We start from the raw sequence: 15,592 nt of genomic DNA on the forward strand, positions 1-15,592 counted from the left end.
GCCCTTTCGCGAGCATCACGGTGACCGCCGGGAGGACGCGCGCAGACCGTGGTACCAGCCGAGCACCCGGCGTTCGATCAGCTGGAAGACGACCGAGAGGACGAAGCCGAGCAGGCCCAGGACGAGGATCCCGGTCCACATGTCGGGGATGGCGAAGCCGCGCTGGAACTGGACGACGGTGAAGCCGAGGCCGTTGCTGGCCGCGAACATCTCGCTGATCACCATGAGGATGATCCCGATGGACAGGGCCTGGCGCAGGCCGGCGAAGATCTGCGGGCTCGCCGCAGGCAGCACCAGCGCCCGCAGTTCGGCGACGCCCGTGATGCCGTACGAACGTGCCGTCTCCGTCATCACGGAGTCGACCGCCCGTACGCCCTCGACCGTGTTGAGCAGGATCGGCCAGACGCAGCCGCTCGCGATCACGGCGACCTTCATGCCGTCGCCGATGCCCGCGAACAGCATGATGACCGGGACGAGGACGGGCGGCGGGATCGCCCGCAGGAACTCCAGGACCGGTTCGCACACGGCCCGCACCCGGCGGTAGGAGCCGATGAGCGTGCCGAGCGCCACCCCGGCGACGGCCGCCGCCGTGTAGCCGCCGAGCAGCCGCAGCAGGCTGGGCCGCAGGTCGCCGCGGAGCCGTTCGCCGGTCCAGACGTCGGGGAAGGTCTTCAGGATGGTGCGCAGCGGCGGCCAGTAGACGTCGGTGCTGTCGTCGGACGCGAACCACCAGAGCACGACCAGGAGCACGGGCAGGGCGGCGGCGTACAGCAGCCGGAGCACGACCCTGCGCCAGGTTCCCGGCCGCGTCCGGCCGACGGGGACCTCGCTCACACCGTCACCTCCCCGCGCACCGACTGGTGCCAGGCCAGAGCACGCCGTTCCACCGTGCGGGCACCCACGTTGATCAGCAGCCCGAGCAGGCCGGTCACCACGATCAGCGCGTACATCTCGGGCACCGCCTGAGAGGTCTGCGCGACCGCGATGCGGGCTCCCAGCCCCGGTGCGCCGATGACGAGTTCGGCGGTCACGGTGAGGATGAGCGCCACCGCCGCGGCCAGCCGGACGCCCGTCATGACGTAGGGGAGAGCCGTCGGCCACAGCACGTGCCGCACCCTCGCCCAGGTGCCGAGCCCGTACGAGCGGGCCGTCTCGTCGGCCACCGGGTCGACGTCCTGGACGCCGTACAGGACCTGGACGAGGACCTGCCAGAAGGCCGCGTAGACCACGAGGAGCAGGACCGAGCGCAGACCGGTGCCGTACAGGAGGACGGCCAGCGGGATCAGGGCGACGGAGGGGATGGGACGGAGGAACTCGACCGTCGAGGCGGTGGCCTCGCGCAGATGGGGCACGACCGAGATCAGCACGCCGGCCAGGATCCCGGCACTCACCGCGATCGCCAGACCGAGTGCCCAGCCGGTGAGGGTGTCGCCGAGTGCGGTCCAGAAGGCGCTCTCGGCGAACTCGTCGCGCAGCGCGCCCACGATCCGGCTCGTCGGCGGGAAGTACTGCTCCTTGACGAGGCCGAGCCGCGGCACCGCCTCGCCGAGGGCGAGGAAGGCCGCGAGCCCGGCCGCGCCCAGCGCGGTGTTCGCTCCCCTCACGGCAGCAGCTTGTCCAGGTCGGGCTCCGTCTTGAACAGGCCGTCCTGCGCGCCCAGTTTCTCCAGGGCCTCGATCGAGGCGCGGTCGGGCTCGGCCGGCCACTTGGGCAGGGTCACCTTCTCCAGCACCGCGGCGGGGATCTTCGTGTACGTGGTGACGATCTGCCGGACCTCGTCCGGGTGGGCGTCGGCGTAGGCCAGGGACTCGGCCGTGGCCTCCTGGAACTTCTTCACCACGCCGGGATTCTGCTGCGCGTACTGCGTCGAGGTGAAGTACATGGCGACGGTGAGGTTCTGCGCGACGTCGACCAGGGACGAGGCGATCTCCGTACCGCCCTGGCTCTTGACCGTGGCGAGCGCCGGTTCGACCACCATCGCGGCGTCGATCTGCCCGCTGTCCAGGGCGGCGGGCATCTGGTCGAAGGCGAGCTCGACGAACTTCACCTCGGACGGGTCGCCGCCGGCCTTGCGCACCGACTCGCGCACCGCCGTCTCGTTGATGTTCTTCACCGTGTTGACGGCGACCTTCTTGCCTTCGAGGTCCTTCGCCGACTTGATGGCGCTGCCCTTCTTCACCGTGATGGCGCCGAAGTCCTTGCCCGCCAAGCCTGTCGAGGCGACCCCGTTGGCGATGGCCTTCACGGGCACGTTGTTGGACTGGGCGATCATCAGGCTCGTCATGTTGCTGAAGCCGAACTGGAACTGTCCGGAGACGACGCCCGGCACGATGGCCGCGCCGCCCTGCGCCGTCGTCATGGAGAGCTTCAGGCCCCGCTTGGCGTAGAAGCCCTTCTGTTGCCCGAGGTAGAGCGGTGCGACGTCGACGATGGGGATGATGCCGACCTTGACGGTCGTGGTGCCGCCGGACGAGGCGTTCTTGTCCGAGGCGCCACCGCCGTCGGACGAGCCGCAGGCCGACGCGGCGACCAGGAAGGTACCGGCCGCGAGCGCGGCAAGCAGACGACGCATGGCTCCTCCTGTGCAGACGAGGTGTTCCGACAGGGTGTGCGCACAGCGCACAATGGTGCTCAGCGCGAAGGTAGAACTCCCGTACGGCCGGGTCAATGGCTCTGGCTGACAATATTGTTGACAGTTAGTGGAGTGCGCTTGCCTCCCTGCGCGGCGAGCGTGCCCCGACGTCCCTCTGGAGGCGACCATGCCTGCAGCAGCCCGCGCGCCCCACTTCGTCCGGTCCTTCGAACGCGGCCTCGCCGTCATCCGCGCCTTCGGCGCCGACCAGCCGGAACTGACGCTCAGTGAGGTGGCCCGCGCCTGCGACCTGACCCGGGCGGCGACCCGCCGCTTCCTGCTGACCCTCGTCGACCTCGGGTACGTCCACAGCGACGGCCGCACCTTCCGGCTCACCCCACGGGTGCTGGAACTCGGCTACGCCTATCTCTCCGGATTCTCCCTGCCGCAGATCGCGCAGCCGCACCTGGAGCAACTCGCCGAACGGGTGGGGGAGTCGTCCTCGCTGTGCGTCCTCGACGGCGACGACATCGTGTACGTGGCCCGCGTGCCCACCCGGCGCATCATGACCGCCGCCATCACCGTCGGCACCCGCTTCCCGGCCCATCTCACCTCCGTGGGCCGGGTGATCCTCGCGCACCGCGCGGACGAGGAGACCGACGCCCGGCTCGCCCGAGCCGACCTGCGGCCCCTCACGGCCCGCACGATCGTGTCGGCCGACGCGCTGAGGGCCGAGCTGCACCGCGTACGACGCCAGGGATACGCCATCGTGGACCAGGAGTTGGAGGAGGGGCTGCGCTCGGTCGCCGCCCCGGTGCGCGGCCGGGACGGCGAGGTGGTGGCGGCCGTGAACATCCCCGTGCACGCCAGCCGCAACTCCGTCGAGTCCGTCCGCCGCGACCTGCTGCCGCACCTGCTGGCCACGGTGGCGGCGATCGAGGCCGACCTCCGCATCACAGATCCAGCACGAGCCGTTTCCCGCGACAGCGCGACACACAGATGAGCATGGTCTCGCCCGACTCCCGTTCCGCCTCGGTCAGCACCGAGTCCCGGTGCTCGGGCACCCCCTCCAGGACGTCCGTCTCGCAGGTGCCGCACGTGCCCTCGGTGCAGGAGTACAGCACCTCGATCCCGGCCGCGCGCACGGTGTCGAGGACGGACACGTCCGGCGTCACGACGAGCGTGCGTCCCGAACGGTCGAGGACCACCTCGAACTCCGTGTTCCCGCCCGGCTCCGCTTCCCTCGGCCGGAAGCGCTCGACGCGCAACAGCCGCGGGGGACAGCGTTCCTGCACCGCGTCGAGGAGCGGCTCCGGGCCGCAGCAGTAGACGAGCGTGCCCGCGGGCAGCGCGGCCAGCACCGGATCGAGGTCCAGCAGCCCGGTCTCGTCCTGGGGCGCGATCCGCACCCGGTCGCCGTACCGACCGAGTTCCTCGACGAACGCCATCGACGCCCGGGTCCGCCCGCCGTACAGCAGCGTCCACTCCGCGCCCGCCGCCTCCGCCGCGGCGAGCATCGGCAGGATCGGTGTGATGCCGATGCCGCCGGCGACGAACCGGTAGCGGGGCGCGGGCTCCAGCGCGAAGTGATTGCGCGGTCCGCGCACCCGGACCCGGTCGCCCGGGGCCAGCCGGCCGTGCACGTACGCCGATCCGCCGCGGCCGTCGGCCTCGCGCAGCACCGCGATCCGCCATGTGCCGCGGTCGGCCGGATCGCCGCACAGCGAGTACTGCCGCTCCAGTCCCGGCCCGAGTACGACGTCGACGTGCGCGCCCGGTCGCCAGGCGGGAAGATCCGCGCCGGACGGGTGGCGCAGGGTGAGCGCGAGCACGCCGTCGGCCACGGACTCCCGTGGCCCGACGACGAGTTCCGCTTCGTACAAGGTCATCGCTCTATTCCTCGGAGGGTGTGTCCGTCGGGGTGGGCGAGCATCCACTCCCACATCTCGACCGGGTCGTGCGCGGTGTGCTCGGCGCCGCAGTGACAGGTGCCGTGCAGCAGGTCCGTGCCCGGCAGCCAGTCGATGCGGTAGATCTGCCCGGTGGGACCGGTCACCGGACCTGCTCCACCGGCTTGTCGCCCTCCTCGACCAGCCGGGCGAGGATGCGGCGGGCCGCGAGTCCACCGGTGTCGATGTTGATGCTGAGCTCCTGATAGCCGGCGCGCTCCGAACCCAGCGTCCTCTGGAGCAGGTTGAGCGCGTCCACGTCCTGCATCACGACCGTGTGGTTGAAGTCGTGCAGGAAGGCGGTGACTTCCTCGTCTTCGGGAGCGAAGTCCCGGGACACCGCCCAGAAGTCGTAGACGCTGCCGTCGCCGGACGGCGTGATCGCGTACGTGATCTCGGTGTGGAAGCCGTTCGGGTCGCTGCCGTCCGCCTCCGGCAGCACGCCGACCGGTGCGATCCGGCTGTGCAGCAGATACAGGCACGGGGCGTGGTACTCGATGTCCTGCCAGCGGGTGATGCGCCCCTCGATCCCGGTGGAGCGGGCGTAGAAGGGCGGGCACTCGGCGTCGTCCATGTGCCGGCTGACCCGTACGATGCCGGCGCCCTCGTCGACCTCGGTGGTGATCGGGGTCTCGGCCACCTCGGGCGTGCCGATGTAGCCGCCGTGCAGATACGTCTCGTGGGAGAGGTCGAGCAGGTTGTCGACGAGGAGACCGTAGTCGGCGTCGATGGGCTCCATACCGCGGACCGTGACCCAGCCCGGGGAGTCGAGGTGCCGGGCGCGCGGGATCGTCCCGCCGTCGGCGAGCGCGGGGTCGCCGATCCAGACCCAGATCAGGGAGTCCTGCTCGACCAGCGGGTAGGAGGCGACCCGGGCCGTGCGCGGGATGCGTTTCTGGCCCGGCACGTACACGCAGGCGCCCGTGGTGTCGTACGTGAACCCGTGGTACCCGCACACGATCCGGTCGCCGTCGAGCCGGCTCTCCGAGAGCGGGTAACGACGGTGCACACAGCGGTCGGACAGGGCGACCGCCGTCCCGTCGTCCTCTGTGCGGTAGAGGACGAGGGGCTCACCGAGGACGGTCCGGCCGAGCAACTCGCGCCCGACCTCGTGCGCGTGGGCGACGACGTACCACTGGTTCCTGGCGAAAGCGGTCATGTGAGGCATGGCGTTCCCGTCCCTGAGGCGCGGGGCCTCGTCGCCCCGCCTGCGCACCAGATTCGTGACGCCCGCCACAGTGCGGCAAGGGTTCTTCCGTCAGGCGGAAGGGTTCGTCGACCCACTGTCCGCCGGAGCCGTCGGCGAGGTCATGGACCGCTCGGGACGACGGTCTGACGCCCTGTCCGAAACCGTTCGCCTCACGTACCGCCGACTTTCACATGGGAGCCACGGGGCCCTTCCCTGACGTTTGGTGCTCTTGGAACACTCCAACCGCGCACAATCACTCACCGTTCGGCCGACCGGCCCGTCAGGACAAGAGGTCACCCACTCATGAGCCAAGTGAATCGGCGCCGATTCCTCCAACTCGCCGGTGGTACCGCGGCGTTCACCGCGATGTCCGACAGCATCCAGCGTGCCGCGGCGCTGCCCGCCCACCACCGCTCCGGCACGATCGAGGACGTCGAGCACATCGTCGTCCTGATGCAGGAGAACCGCTCCTTCGACCACTACTTCGGCTCGCTGAGAGGCGTCCGCGGCTTCGGCGACCCGCGGCCCGCGACGACGTCGGGCGGAAAGTCGGTCTGGCACCAGTCGGACGGCACCAAGGACGTGCTCCCCTTCCGGCCCGAGGCCGACGATCTGGGGCTCGCCTTCATCCAGGACCTGCCGCACGGCTGGAGCGACGGACACACCGCCTTCAACAAGGGCAAGTACGACAAGTGGGTGCCGGCCAAGTCGGCGACCACGATGGCCTACCTGACCCGCGAGGACATCCCGTTCCACTACGCGCTCGCCGACTCCTTCACCATCTGCGACGCGTACCACTGCTCCTTCATAGGCTCCACCGACCCCAACCGCTACTACCTGTGGACGGGATACACCGGCAACGACGGCAAGGGCGGCGGGCCCGTCCTCGGCAACGACGAGGCCGGCTACGACTGGACCACCTACCCGGAGCGCCTCGAAGCGGCGGGGGTGTCCTGGAAGATCTACCAGGACGTCGGCGACGGACTGGACGCGAACGGCTCCTGGGGCTGGATCCCCGACGCGTACCGCGGCAACTACGGCGACAACTCGCTGCTGTACTTCAACCAGTACCGCAACGCCGAGCCCGGTGACCCCCTCTACGACAAGGCCCGCACCGGAACCGACGCACGCAAGGGCGAGGGCTTCTTCGACCAGCTGAAGGCCGACGTGAAGGGCGGCAAGCTGCCGCAGATCTCCTGGATCGTCGCGCCCGAGGCCTTCACCGAGCACCCGAACTGGCCCGCCAACTACGGCGCCTGGTACATCGCCCAGGTGCTGGACGCGCTCACCTCCGCGCCCGAGGTGTGGGCGAAGACGGCCCTGTTCATCACGTACGACGAGAACGACGGCTTCTTCGACCACCTCGTGCCGCCGTACCCGCCCCAGTCGGCCGCGCAGGGCAAGTCGACCGTCGACGTCGGTCCCGACCTCTTCAAGGGCGACGCGGGTCACGCCGCCGGGCCGTACGGTCTCGGCCAGCGGGTGCCCATGCTCGTCGTCTCGCCCTGGAGCAAGGGCGGCTACGTCTGTTCCGAGACGCTCGACCACACCTCGGTCATCCGGTTCATGGAGCGCCGCTTCGGGGTGCACGAGCCGAACATCTCGCCCTGGCGGCGCGCGATCAGCGGTGACCTCACCTCGGCCTTCGACTTCTCCCGCAGGGACACCAAGCCGGTGGCCCTGCCGGACACCGAGGGGTACCGCCCGCCGGACCGCGACCGTCACCCCGACTACGTGCCCACGCCGCCCGCGAACCCGGCGCTGCCGAAGCAGGAGCGCGGCTCGCGCCCGGCCCGCCCGCTCAAGTACGCGCCCCTGGTGGACGGCGCGGCGGACGCGGCGGCCGGCACCTTCACGCTCACCTTCGGCTCGGGCGCCAAGGCCGGTGCCGCCTTCCTCGTGACCTCCGGCAACCGCACCGACGGCCCCTGGACGTACACCACCGAGGCGGGCCGGACGGTCGCGGACACCTGGAACTCGGCCTACTCGAACGGTTCGTACGACCTCACGGTGCACGGCCCCAACGGCTTCCTGCGCACCTTCAAGGGTCCCGGCCGGACGGCGGGCCCGGAGGTCACCGCCCGCCACGTGGGCGACGACCTGGAGCTGACCTTCAGCAACAAGGGCTCCGGCACGGTGCGTCTGAAGCTCACCGACGGCTACGGCGCGGGTCCGCGGTCGTTCAAGGTGCGGCCCGGCGCGACCGTGAAGCACACGGTGGACCTGCGGTCGAGCAAGCGCTGGTACGACCTGACGGTGGTGTCGGACGCGGACGCGGGCTTCCTGCGGCGATTCGCCGGACATGTCGAGAATGGCCGACCCGGTGTCAGCGACCCCGCGATCGTGACCGTCTGATGGTTGCCCGGCCGCCGGTTGAATTCCGGCCATCTCACGGTAGTGTGCCCCGGTGACCACGCATTCGAACACTCCTGCAGGTTGGTACCCGGATCCGCACGGGGCGCCCCAGACGTTGCGTTATTGGGACGGTTCGCAGTGGACGGACCACACGAATGCGGACCAGCAGGCCCCGGCCGCGCCGCAGGTGCCGCACCAGGCCCAGCCGCAGCAGGGTTACGGGCAGCAGCCCGCGGCCGCACCCGACCCGGGCGTGCAGCGTCAGGTGCAGCAGCAGGCCGGTGTCGCGCCCAACGCGGCCGGTGGTGGCAGCCTGTTCACCGAGCCGGTCCTGGTGGTGAACCAGAAGGCCAAGCTGATCGAGCTGACCAACGAGTACAAGGTCATGGATCAGAACGGCAACCTGCTCGGTGCGGTCACCGAGGTCGGGCAGAGCGCGCTGAAGAAGATCCTGCGCTTCGTCTCCAGCCTCGACCAGTTCATGACGCACAGGCTGGAGATCCGTGACGCCCACGGTCAGCCGCAGCTGCTGCTGACCCGTCCCGCGAAGTTCCTCAAGTCGCGGGTGATCGTGTCCCGTCCGGACGGCTCGCCCGTCGGCGAGATCGTGCAGCAGAACATGTTCGGGAAGATCAACTTCGCGATGAACGTCAACGGTCAGCAGGTCGGCGCGATCAAGGCGGAGAACTGGCGTGCCTGGAACTTCGCGATCGTCGACCACGCGGACAACGAGGTGGCCCGGATCACCAAGACCTGGGAAGGCCTCGCCAAGACGATGTTCACCACTGCGGACAACTACGTCCTGCAGATCCACTTCCAGCTCCCGGAGCCGCTGCTGAGCCTCGTCGTGGCGACGGCGCTGACCGTGGACACGGCGCTCAAGCAGGACTCCCGCGGTCTGGGCTGAGTCGGACACGCGGAAGGGCGGTTGCGGGATCCCGCAACCGCCCTTCCGTCGTTCCCGGCGCCACCCGGGGGCTAGAGCGTGGTCAGATGTCCCGAGTCGGGCTGCTTCGGCACCAACGCGGGCTCGTACGCGGCCGGTCCGGACTCCAGTGCCAGCACCACGGCGACCGGGTGGTCGTCGTCCACCGCGTCGTGCATGGGGGCCGCGGGCTCGGGCGCCGAGCGCGACAGCGTCACCACGCCCCACGCCGCGATCCCCGCTCCGGCGAGCGCCAGCAGCATCCCGGCGGCGCCGCCCTGGAGCCGCTCGCCGAGCAGGGACAGCCCGATCACCACCGCGGCCACCGGATTCGCGAGGGTCACCACGGCGAGCGGAGCGCCGAGACCGCCCTGGTACGCGGTCTGCGACAGCAGCAGCCCGCCCGCCGCGAAGGCCGCCACGAGCAGCGCCACCACGATCACTTGGGCGCTGAGCAGAGAGTCCGAGCGGTCCGTCGCCGCCACCGTCACCGTCTGGGTGAGCGCCGACGCGACGCCCGAGGCGAATCCGGAGGCGGTCGCGTGCCGCAGGCCCGGCCGGGCGCCGGGACGGGACAGCCCGCCGATCAGCACGGCCGTCGTGCCGGCGACGGCCAGCGCCTCGGGCACGCTCAACACGTCGTCGGGCGCGGGTCCCGACGCCGTGACGAGCAGTGCCGCCAGACCGATCAGGGTCAGCGCCGTGCCCCGCCATTCGACCGCGCTGACCCTCCGCCCCGCCATGCGCGCCCCGAGCGGGACCGCCGCCACGAGCGTGAGCGCGCCGAGCGGCTGCACCAGGGTGAGCGTGCCGTACTTGAGCGCGGCGACGTGCAACAGCGCGGCGGAGGCGTTGAGCGCGACCGACCACCACCAGGCGCCGCCGGCCAGCAGGCGCAGCGTGCCCGATCCGGCGGACCGGGCGGCGAGCCGCTCCTGGGCGACGGCGGCCGCGGCGTAGGCGACGGCCGAGAACAGGGACAGGACGATGGCGGTGACGGTCGCGTTCATCGCCCCGCCCCCACGAGCTCCGGCAGGTCCGCCACTGGTTCACCGGCGCGCTCCTGGGCGCGTCCGGCGGTCGTCGCCGTCCGGTGCGGAAGGTGGATCACCGCGAGGGCGCCGCCGAGCAGCGCGGTCGCGACGATCGAGTCGAGCCAGTAGTGGTTCGCCGTGCCGACGATCACCAGCAGGGTGAGCAGCGGGTGCAGGAGCCAGAGCCGGCGCCACCGGGAGCGGGTGGCCGCGATCAGCCCGATCGCCACCATCAGCGCCCAGCCGAAGTGCAGCGACGGCATGGCCGCGAACTGGTTCGCCATCGAGTCGGTCGCCGGGTGCGCGCCGTACACCGTGGGGCCGTACACCTGACCGGTGTCCACGAGGCCCGCCGCGTCGAGCAGGCGCGGCGGGGCGAGCGGGAAGACGAGGTGTCCCACGAGCGCGGCGGCGGTCACCGCGGCGAGGATCCGGCGGGCCCACACGTAGTGGACGGGGCGCCGCAGGTACAGCCAGATCAGGAAGGCCGCGGTCGCCGGGAAGTGGACGGTCGCGTAGTAGGTGTTCGCGAGGTGCACCAGGGTGTCGCTGTGCAGCAGCGCTCCCTGGACGGCGCCCTCGCCGGGGAGGTGGACGGCCCGTTCCAGGTTCCATACGTGGCCCGCGTTGCGGAAGGCCTCGGCGGTGTGGCCGGCGGCGAGCTGGCGGCCGGCCTTGTAGACGACGAAGAGGCCCACGACGAGCAGCAGCTCACGCAGCAGCGGCGGCCGGGCCGAGGCGTCGTCGGGCGGCGACGGACGGCGCGCCCCGGCCCGCGCGGTGCCCGCGTGCACACGCGGGCCGCCCTTGCGCGGGCGCGGCAGCGCGGCCGCGACGCGCGCGTACGCCCTGGTGGCGGTGCCCGTGGGCACCGCCCGGGGTATGGCCGCGTCGGGCGGCTCCGGTTCCGCGGCGGACTCTGCAGGCTCGGTTCGGGAATTCATCCCCCGGCCCCCTTGCTGACGGTCTTGCTGGGTGGTGCGCGGTGAGCCCAGGACAGGATCCACTCGACAGAAGAGTGGGTCCTGTCCAAGGCTCATCGATACGAGAGTGTACCGATACGTTGGTGTACCGATACGGGTGTGTACCGATACGCCACTGTACCGATACGAGGCCGTACCGGTACAGTGGCGTATCGATTAGACTGTGTGAAGCCGACCACCGAGACGAGCCGGATTCCGTCCGGACTCGTTCCGGGCCGGCCCGGATCCAACGAGGAGAAGAGCCATGACGTCGCAGGCCGCGGACGGACCGGACTCGGTCGTCGCCTCGCGCCGCTCCAAGATCACGCCGGAGCGTGAGCGGGAGTTCTACGACGCCGTGCTCGAGCACATCCGGTCCTGCGGGTACGAATCGCTCACGATGGAGGGCGTGGCGTCGAGCACCCGGTGCAGCAAGTCCACGCTCTACCGGCAGTGGCGGACCAAGCCCCAGCTCGTGGCGGCGGCGCTGCGCGCCAACCGCTGTCCGCGCTTCTCCGGCATCGACACCGGAACGCTCGCCGGGGACCTGCGGGCGGCGGCGCGGGCCGCGGGCGAGTGGTCGGGGCGTGACAGCACCCAGCTCCTCCAGGGACTCGGTCACGCCGTGACGCAGGACAGGGAGCTCCAGCAGGCGCTGCGCGACGCGCTCGTCGAACCCGAGGTCGCCGAGCTGAGGGAGATGATCCAGCGCGGGGTGGACCGCGGCGAGATCGCGGCCGACCATCCGGCGCTGGAGTTCATCCCCGCGCAGCTGCTCGGCGTGCTGCGGGTGCGCCCCCTCCTGGAGGGCCAGTACGCCGACGAGGCGTATCTCACAGAATTCGTCGAGGCCGTCGTGCTCCCCGCACTCGGCCTGACCTGAGACTCAGGTCGCCGTCCGCGGGATGACCGGACGTCGGCCTGTACCGCGCCGCACCGTGGGGACGGGGGCGGCGCGCACCCCCCGGCCGGGTGGGGTTCCCCTTGAGCGGAGGGGCGCTCCACCCGGCCGATCCAAGCCCGCACCGCTCCCGGGACCCGGCGGGGTCCCCGGAGCGGTGAGGGTCACACGTTCTGGCCGTTGCCGCCGGCTCCCGGCGCGGCCTTGATGCCCTTGGTGATCGTGTCGATCACCGACAGCTCGGGCGCCTTGGAGCCGACGTCGATGCCGAAGCGCACCACGACGAGACTCTTGGGCACCACCGGGGACGGGAAGACGAGCGACTCGACGTAGCCGTCGTCGCCCTTGCTCGTCACGACCTTCCAGCGGACCAGGTAGCCCTTCTGGCCCGCCACCGTGACCGCCTTGGAGGCGAGTTCGGTGTGCGAGGTGATCGTGCCGTACCCCTCGCCGTACGACTCCTTGGCGTTCTTGGAGATGTCCTCCTTGGCCGCCGCCTCCGCCGTGGTCGACTTCAGGCCCTGCGCCAGGGCGGGAGCCGAGTAGGCGCCGCCCCGCTGGCAGTTCTGCGAGGTGTCGCCGGGGCACTTGTAGGTGTCCTTCGTGGAGACCGAGGCCCCGGCCTGCATGCTCCGGCCCGTCCAGCCGTCCGGCACCGGGAGACTGATCCCACTGAGCCCGTCGGTCGCGTAGCCGTCCTCGGTCTGCGGCTGTCCGGACCGGTCGGGGTCCGGTGACCGGCCCTCGGGTCCGTCCTGGCCGTCGCCGGGTCCGCCCTGGCCGTCCCCCGGTCCGCCGTTGCCGCCCTGGCCGTTCGGCCCCGCGGGGCCCTGGGAGTTCGCGCTGCCGCCGTCGTCCTTGGTGAGGGCGTACACGCCGCCGCCGATGCCCGCCAGGACCGCGATAGCGGCTGCGACGGCTATGGCCGTCCGCAGACCGCGCCGCGGCCGGGACTGCGGAGGGACCGGGTACGGCCCGGCCGCGGGGTACGCCGGAGGACCCCAGGGGGCGGCCGATCCGGCCGGGCGGGTCTGGTCCGTCCATGCCTTGCCGTCCCACCAGCGCTCGGTGGCGGGAGCGTCACTTGTCTGCCCCGGGTCGGGATACCAGCCGGGAGGAGTCGCCTGCGTCATGGTGCCCACCGTATGAGCCCCGGGTGAAAGGCGGATGAGAGGGTGCCCCGGGAATCACTTCAGCACGAGCCGGACCGGCGCCCGGCCGGCGGGCGGCGGCAGCCGCAGCCCGCCGCGGCCCGGGGTGATCGAACCGAGCACGCTGGGGTGCCGGGCCCCGGTGCTAGCCGGTTCCGTGCCCGCCAGCCCGTGCAGCGTCAGGAAGCCCAGCACGGCGAAGGCGTACGCCTCCTTGGCGTCCGACGGGAGCCCCAGTTCGTCGGAGGTGCGCAGCGGCACACCCGGCAGTTCCGTGTCCAGCATCGACATGAGGGTGGGATTGCGGGTTCCGCCGCCCGAGGCGATCACCTCGGTGGCCCCGACCCCGCGCACCGCATCCGCGACCGTGCGGGCGGTGAGCCGGGTGAGGGTCGCGATGACGTCCTCGGCGGTGAGCGTCCCGAAACCCGCCAGTGCGTCCCGCAGATAGCCGAGGTGGAACAGTTCCTTGCCGGTCGTCTTGGGCGCCGGCAGCGCGTAGTACGGCTCGTCGAGCAGGCGGTGCAGCAGGGGTTCGTGGACGCTGCCGCGGGCGGCCAGCGCTCCGTCCACGTCGTAGGCCAGGCTCCCTCCGCTCAGCCCCCGGGCGGCCGCGTCGACGAGCGCGCACGCCGGGCCCGTGTCGAAGGCGGTGCCGTCGGGCGCGGTGAGGTTGGCGATGCCGCCGAGGTTCAGGGCGACCGGCGTACCCGGCCTGCCGCGCAGCCACAACTGGTCGATCAGGCTCACCAGCGGCGCGCCCTGGCCGCCCGCGGCGATGTCGCGGGGGCGGAAGTCGGCGACGACGGGCAGCCCGGTCGCCTCGGCGATCCACGCGGGCTGACCGAGCTGGAGGGTGCCGAGTACCTGCCCGCCCTCGGTCCAGTGGTAGACCGTCTGGCCGTGCGAGGCGATCAACTCGGCCGATCCGTCGCACAGTTCACGGTCGGCGCGCACGGCCGCCGCCGCGAAGGACCGCCCGATCAGGGTGTCCAGCCGGCACACCTCGGCCAGGCTGGTCGCGGCCGGCGGCAGCGCATCCGCGAGGGTCTCGCGCAGGGCCGCGTCGTACTCCTCGCCGACGAGCCCGAGCGGGCGCAGGACGAGACTGTCCCCGTCGAGCGTCAGCTCGGCCGCCGCCGCGTCGATCGCGTCGTACGACGTGCCGGACATCAGGCCGATCACCCGCACCTGATCAACTCCTCTGGATCTCCTGGTCCTTGACGAGCGTACGCGGACGCCTGCCGAGGGTGGCGAGCGCGAGGACGCTGACGGCGCACGTCGCCGCCGCGTAGTACCCGGGGATGTCCACGTTCCCCGTCCGCTTGATCGTCTCTGTGATGATGAGCCCCGCACAGCCCGAGAACACCGCATTGGACAGGGCGTAGGCGAGTCCCAGGCCCGTGTAGCGGACGCTCGTCGGGAACATCTCGGAGAGCATCGCGGGCCCCGGCCCCGCCATCAGCCCGACGACGGCACCCGCCACGAATACGGCGACCCCCTTCACCGCGTTCGACGCCCCCGGCTCCTGAAGGAGGTCGAGCAGCGGGACCGCGAGCACGGTGACCAGGACGGCGCCGGTGAGCATCACCGGGCGGCGCCCGACGCGGTCGCTGAGCAGACCCGCCGGGACGATCGTGACCGCGAAGCCGAGGTTGGCGAGGACCGTGGCGAGCAACGCCTGCCGGAAACTCGCGTTCAGGCTGCTCTGCAGGTAGGAGGGGAGGACGACGAGGAAGGTGTAACCGGCCGCGGCCCAGCCCATGACCCGCGCGGCGCCGAGCGTGATCGCCCGGGCGACCTCGCGGCGCGGCGGCCGCTCGCGCGCTCCCTCGCCGGCCGATTCGCGCCGGAAGGAGGGCGTCTCGTCCAGCCGGAGCCGCAGCCACAGCGCGCCGAGGCCCAGCGGCAGTGTCAGCAGGAACGGCAGCCGCCAGCCCCACGCCTCCAGCTGCCGCGCGTCCAGGACGGTGGCCAGCAGCGCCGCCACGCCCGCGCCGCCCAGCAGGCCCAGCGCGACCGTGAACGACTGCCACGACCCGTACAGTCCGCGTCGGCCCGGCGGGGCGAACTCCGTCATCACCGAGACCGCGCCGCCGAACTCGCCGCCCGCGGAGAGCCCTTGGAGCACCCGCAGGAAGGTGAGCAGCCAGGGGGCGAGGGCGCCGACGGTGGCGTACGTGGGGAGCGCGCCGATCAGGGTCGTCGCCACCGTCATCAGCGCGATCACCAGGATCAGCACCGGCCGTCGCCCGATCCGGTCCCCGAGCCGCCCGAACAGCGCAGCTCCCACCGGACGGAAGAAGAACGCCAGCGCGAACGACGCGTACGTCTTGACCAGGCCCTCGACCTCGCTGCCGCCCTCCGGAGTGAAGAAGCGGGCCGCGATGACCGTCGCGAAGTAGCCGTAGACCCCGAACTCGTACCACTCGATGAAGTTGCCCACGGAGCCCGCGAGCAGCGCTCTGCGGGAGTGCTCGGGCTGCGCGGCGCGCAGGTCCGGGTCGTGCGCGGGGGCGCTCATGCCGGTTCCTCCCGGGGGCGTGCCGGGGCC

Annotated in this window: 15 protein-coding genes; 4 read left to right on the forward strand and 11 right to left on the reverse strand. The window is 71.6% G+C overall.

Annotated features, from left to right (window positions below):
* Positions 1-15 precede the first annotated feature (15 nt).
* From ABEB03_RS28910 to ABEB03_RS28920, 3 genes are read right to left on the reverse strand one after another with little or no spacing between them, the layout of a single operon-like run.
* Positions 16-834: an ABC transporter permease gene (locus tag ABEB03_RS28910; protein ID WP_345655659.1), complete on the reverse strand. Its 819-nt coding sequence runs from the start codon at positions 832-834 to the stop codon at positions 16-18.
* Positions 831-1,604 (reverse strand): ABC transporter permease, encoded by a 774-nt coding sequence (locus tag ABEB03_RS28915; protein ID WP_345655661.1) that lies wholly within the window; start codon positions 1,602-1,604, stop codon positions 831-833. The genes ABEB03_RS28910 and ABEB03_RS28915 overlap by 4 nt, the downstream gene beginning before the upstream one ends.
* Complete coding sequence (locus ABEB03_RS28920; protein WP_345655663.1) at positions 1,601-2,572, reverse strand: ABC transporter substrate-binding protein; 972 nt, start codon at positions 2,570-2,572, stop codon at positions 1,601-1,603. The genes ABEB03_RS28915 and ABEB03_RS28920 overlap by 4 nt, the downstream gene beginning before the upstream one ends.
* A 187-nt stretch (positions 2,573-2,759) precedes the next feature.
* Between ABEB03_RS28920 and ABEB03_RS28925 the strand changes: the two genes are divergently transcribed.
* Complete coding sequence (locus tag ABEB03_RS28925) at positions 2,760-3,575, forward strand: IclR family transcriptional regulator domain-containing protein (RefSeq protein WP_345655665.1); 816 nt, start codon at positions 2,760-2,762, stop codon at positions 3,573-3,575.
* Here ABEB03_RS28925 and ABEB03_RS28930 read toward each other — a convergent pair.
* From ABEB03_RS28930 to ABEB03_RS28940, 3 genes are read right to left on the reverse strand one after another with little or no spacing between them, the layout of a single operon-like run.
* Positions 3,526-4,461, reverse strand: coding sequence for a PDR/VanB family oxidoreductase (locus ABEB03_RS28930; RefSeq protein WP_345655667.1), 936 nt, complete (start codon positions 4,459-4,461; stop codon positions 3,526-3,528). The genes ABEB03_RS28925 and ABEB03_RS28930 overlap by 50 nt on opposite strands.
* A complete protein-coding gene (locus ABEB03_RS28935; protein WP_345655669.1) occupies positions 4,458-4,628 on the reverse strand; it encodes a hypothetical protein in 171 nt (56 codons plus the stop codon). Before ABEB03_RS28935 ends, ABEB03_RS28930 begins: the two co-directional genes overlap by 4 nt.
* Positions 4,625-5,689, reverse strand: a complete 1,065-nt coding sequence (locus ABEB03_RS28940) for an aromatic ring-hydroxylating dioxygenase subunit alpha (protein WP_345655671.1) — start codon at positions 5,687-5,689, stop codon at positions 4,625-4,627. Before ABEB03_RS28940 ends, ABEB03_RS28935 begins: the two co-directional genes overlap by 4 nt.
* A gap of 324 nt (positions 5,690-6,013) precedes the next feature.
* Here ABEB03_RS28940 and ABEB03_RS28945 point away from each other — a divergent pair, with 324 nt between their 5' ends.
* Both ABEB03_RS28945 and ABEB03_RS28950 read left to right on the forward strand, forming a co-directional pair.
* On the forward strand, positions 6,014-8,065 hold the full coding sequence (locus tag ABEB03_RS28945; protein WP_345655673.1) for a phosphocholine-specific phospholipase C: 2,052 nt from the start codon (positions 6,014-6,016) through the stop codon (positions 8,063-8,065).
* Between the two features lie 52 nt (positions 8,066-8,117).
* A complete protein-coding gene (locus ABEB03_RS28950; RefSeq protein ID WP_345655675.1) occupies positions 8,118-8,972 on the forward strand; it encodes a phospholipid scramblase-related protein in 855 nt (284 codons plus the stop codon).
* A gap of 71 nt (positions 8,973-9,043) precedes the next feature.
* Here ABEB03_RS28950 and ABEB03_RS28955 read toward each other — a convergent pair whose 3' ends face one another.
* The gene (locus ABEB03_RS28955; protein ID WP_345655677.1) at positions 9,044-10,000 is read right to left on the reverse strand and encodes a DMT family protein; all 957 of its coding nucleotides are present in this window, start codon (positions 9,998-10,000) and stop codon (positions 9,044-9,046) included.
* Positions 9,997-10,968: a phosphatase PAP2 family protein gene (locus ABEB03_RS28960; RefSeq protein WP_345655679.1), complete on the reverse strand. Its 972-nt coding sequence runs from the start codon at positions 10,966-10,968 to the stop codon at positions 9,997-9,999. The genes ABEB03_RS28955 and ABEB03_RS28960 overlap by 4 nt, the downstream gene beginning before the upstream one ends.
* A 283-nt stretch (positions 10,969-11,251) precedes the next feature.
* Here ABEB03_RS28960 and ABEB03_RS28965 point away from each other — a divergent pair, with 283 nt between their 5' ends.
* Positions 11,252-11,869, forward strand: coding sequence for a TetR/AcrR family transcriptional regulator (locus ABEB03_RS28965; RefSeq protein WP_345655681.1), 618 nt, complete (start codon positions 11,252-11,254; stop codon positions 11,867-11,869).
* 182 nt (positions 11,870-12,051) lie between these two features.
* On the opposite strand, the gene ABEB03_RS28970 is transcribed toward ABEB03_RS28965, so the two are convergent.
* From ABEB03_RS28970 to ABEB03_RS28980, 3 genes are read right to left on the reverse strand one after another with little or no spacing between them, the layout of a single operon-like run.
* Positions 12,052-13,020, reverse strand: a complete 969-nt coding sequence (locus ABEB03_RS28970; RefSeq protein ID WP_345655683.1) for a DUF2510 domain-containing protein — start codon at positions 13,018-13,020, stop codon at positions 12,052-12,054.
* A 54-nt stretch (positions 13,021-13,074) separates the two neighbouring features.
* Positions 13,075-14,229 (reverse strand): anhydro-N-acetylmuramic acid kinase, encoded by a 1,155-nt coding sequence (locus ABEB03_RS28975; protein WP_345655685.1) that lies wholly within the window; start codon positions 14,227-14,229, stop codon positions 13,075-13,077.
* A 4-nt stretch (positions 14,230-14,233) separates the two neighbouring features.
* Positions 14,234-15,562 carry an MFS transporter gene (locus ABEB03_RS28980; protein WP_345655687.1) on the reverse strand — a complete coding sequence of 443 codons (1,329 nt, stop codon included), beginning with the start codon at positions 15,560-15,562 and terminating at the stop codon, positions 14,234-14,236.
* Positions 15,563-15,592 lie beyond the last annotated feature (30 nt).

Origin of the sequence: Streptomyces siamensis, from assembly GCF_039543605.1 — a bacterium.
GTDB classification, from domain to species: Bacteria; Actinomycetota; Actinomycetes; order Streptomycetales; family Streptomycetaceae; genus Streptomyces; species Streptomyces siamensis.

Excerpts from the sequence above, each read along its gene's own strand:
- ABEB03_RS28970 (WP_345655683.1), bottom strand. The coding sequence starts at position 13,020 with ATGACGCAGGCGACTCCTCCCGGCTGGTATCCCGACCCGGGGCAGACA.
- ABEB03_RS28940 (WP_345655671.1), bottom strand. The coding sequence starts at position 5,689 with ATGCCTCACATGACCGCTTTCGCCAGGAACCAGTGGTACGTCGTCGCC.
- ABEB03_RS28945 (WP_345655673.1), top strand. The coding sequence starts at position 6,014 with ATGAGCCAAGTGAATCGGCGCCGATTCCTCCAACTCGCCGGTGGTACC.
- ABEB03_RS28955 (WP_345655677.1), bottom strand. The coding sequence starts at position 10,000 with ATGAACGCGACCGTCACCGCCATCGTCCTGTCCCTGTTCTCGGCCGTC.
- ABEB03_RS28960 (WP_345655679.1), bottom strand. The coding sequence starts at position 10,968 with ATGAATTCCCGAACCGAGCCTGCAGAGTCCGCCGCGGAACCGGAGCCG.
- ABEB03_RS28920 (WP_345655663.1), bottom strand. The coding sequence starts at position 2,572 with ATGCGTCGTCTGCTTGCCGCGCTCGCGGCCGGTACCTTCCTGGTCGCC.
- ABEB03_RS28980 (WP_345655687.1), bottom strand. The coding sequence starts at position 15,562 with ATGAGCGCCCCCGCGCACGACCCGGACCTGCGCGCCGCGCAGCCCGAG.
- ABEB03_RS28930 (WP_345655667.1), bottom strand. The coding sequence starts at position 4,461 with ATGACCTTGTACGAAGCGGAACTCGTCGTCGGGCCACGGGAGTCCGTG.
- ABEB03_RS28925 (WP_345655665.1), top strand. The coding sequence starts at position 2,760 with ATGCCTGCAGCAGCCCGCGCGCCCCACTTCGTCCGGTCCTTCGAACGC.
- ABEB03_RS28965 (WP_345655681.1), top strand. The coding sequence starts at position 11,252 with ATGACGTCGCAGGCCGCGGACGGACCGGACTCGGTCGTCGCCTCGCGC.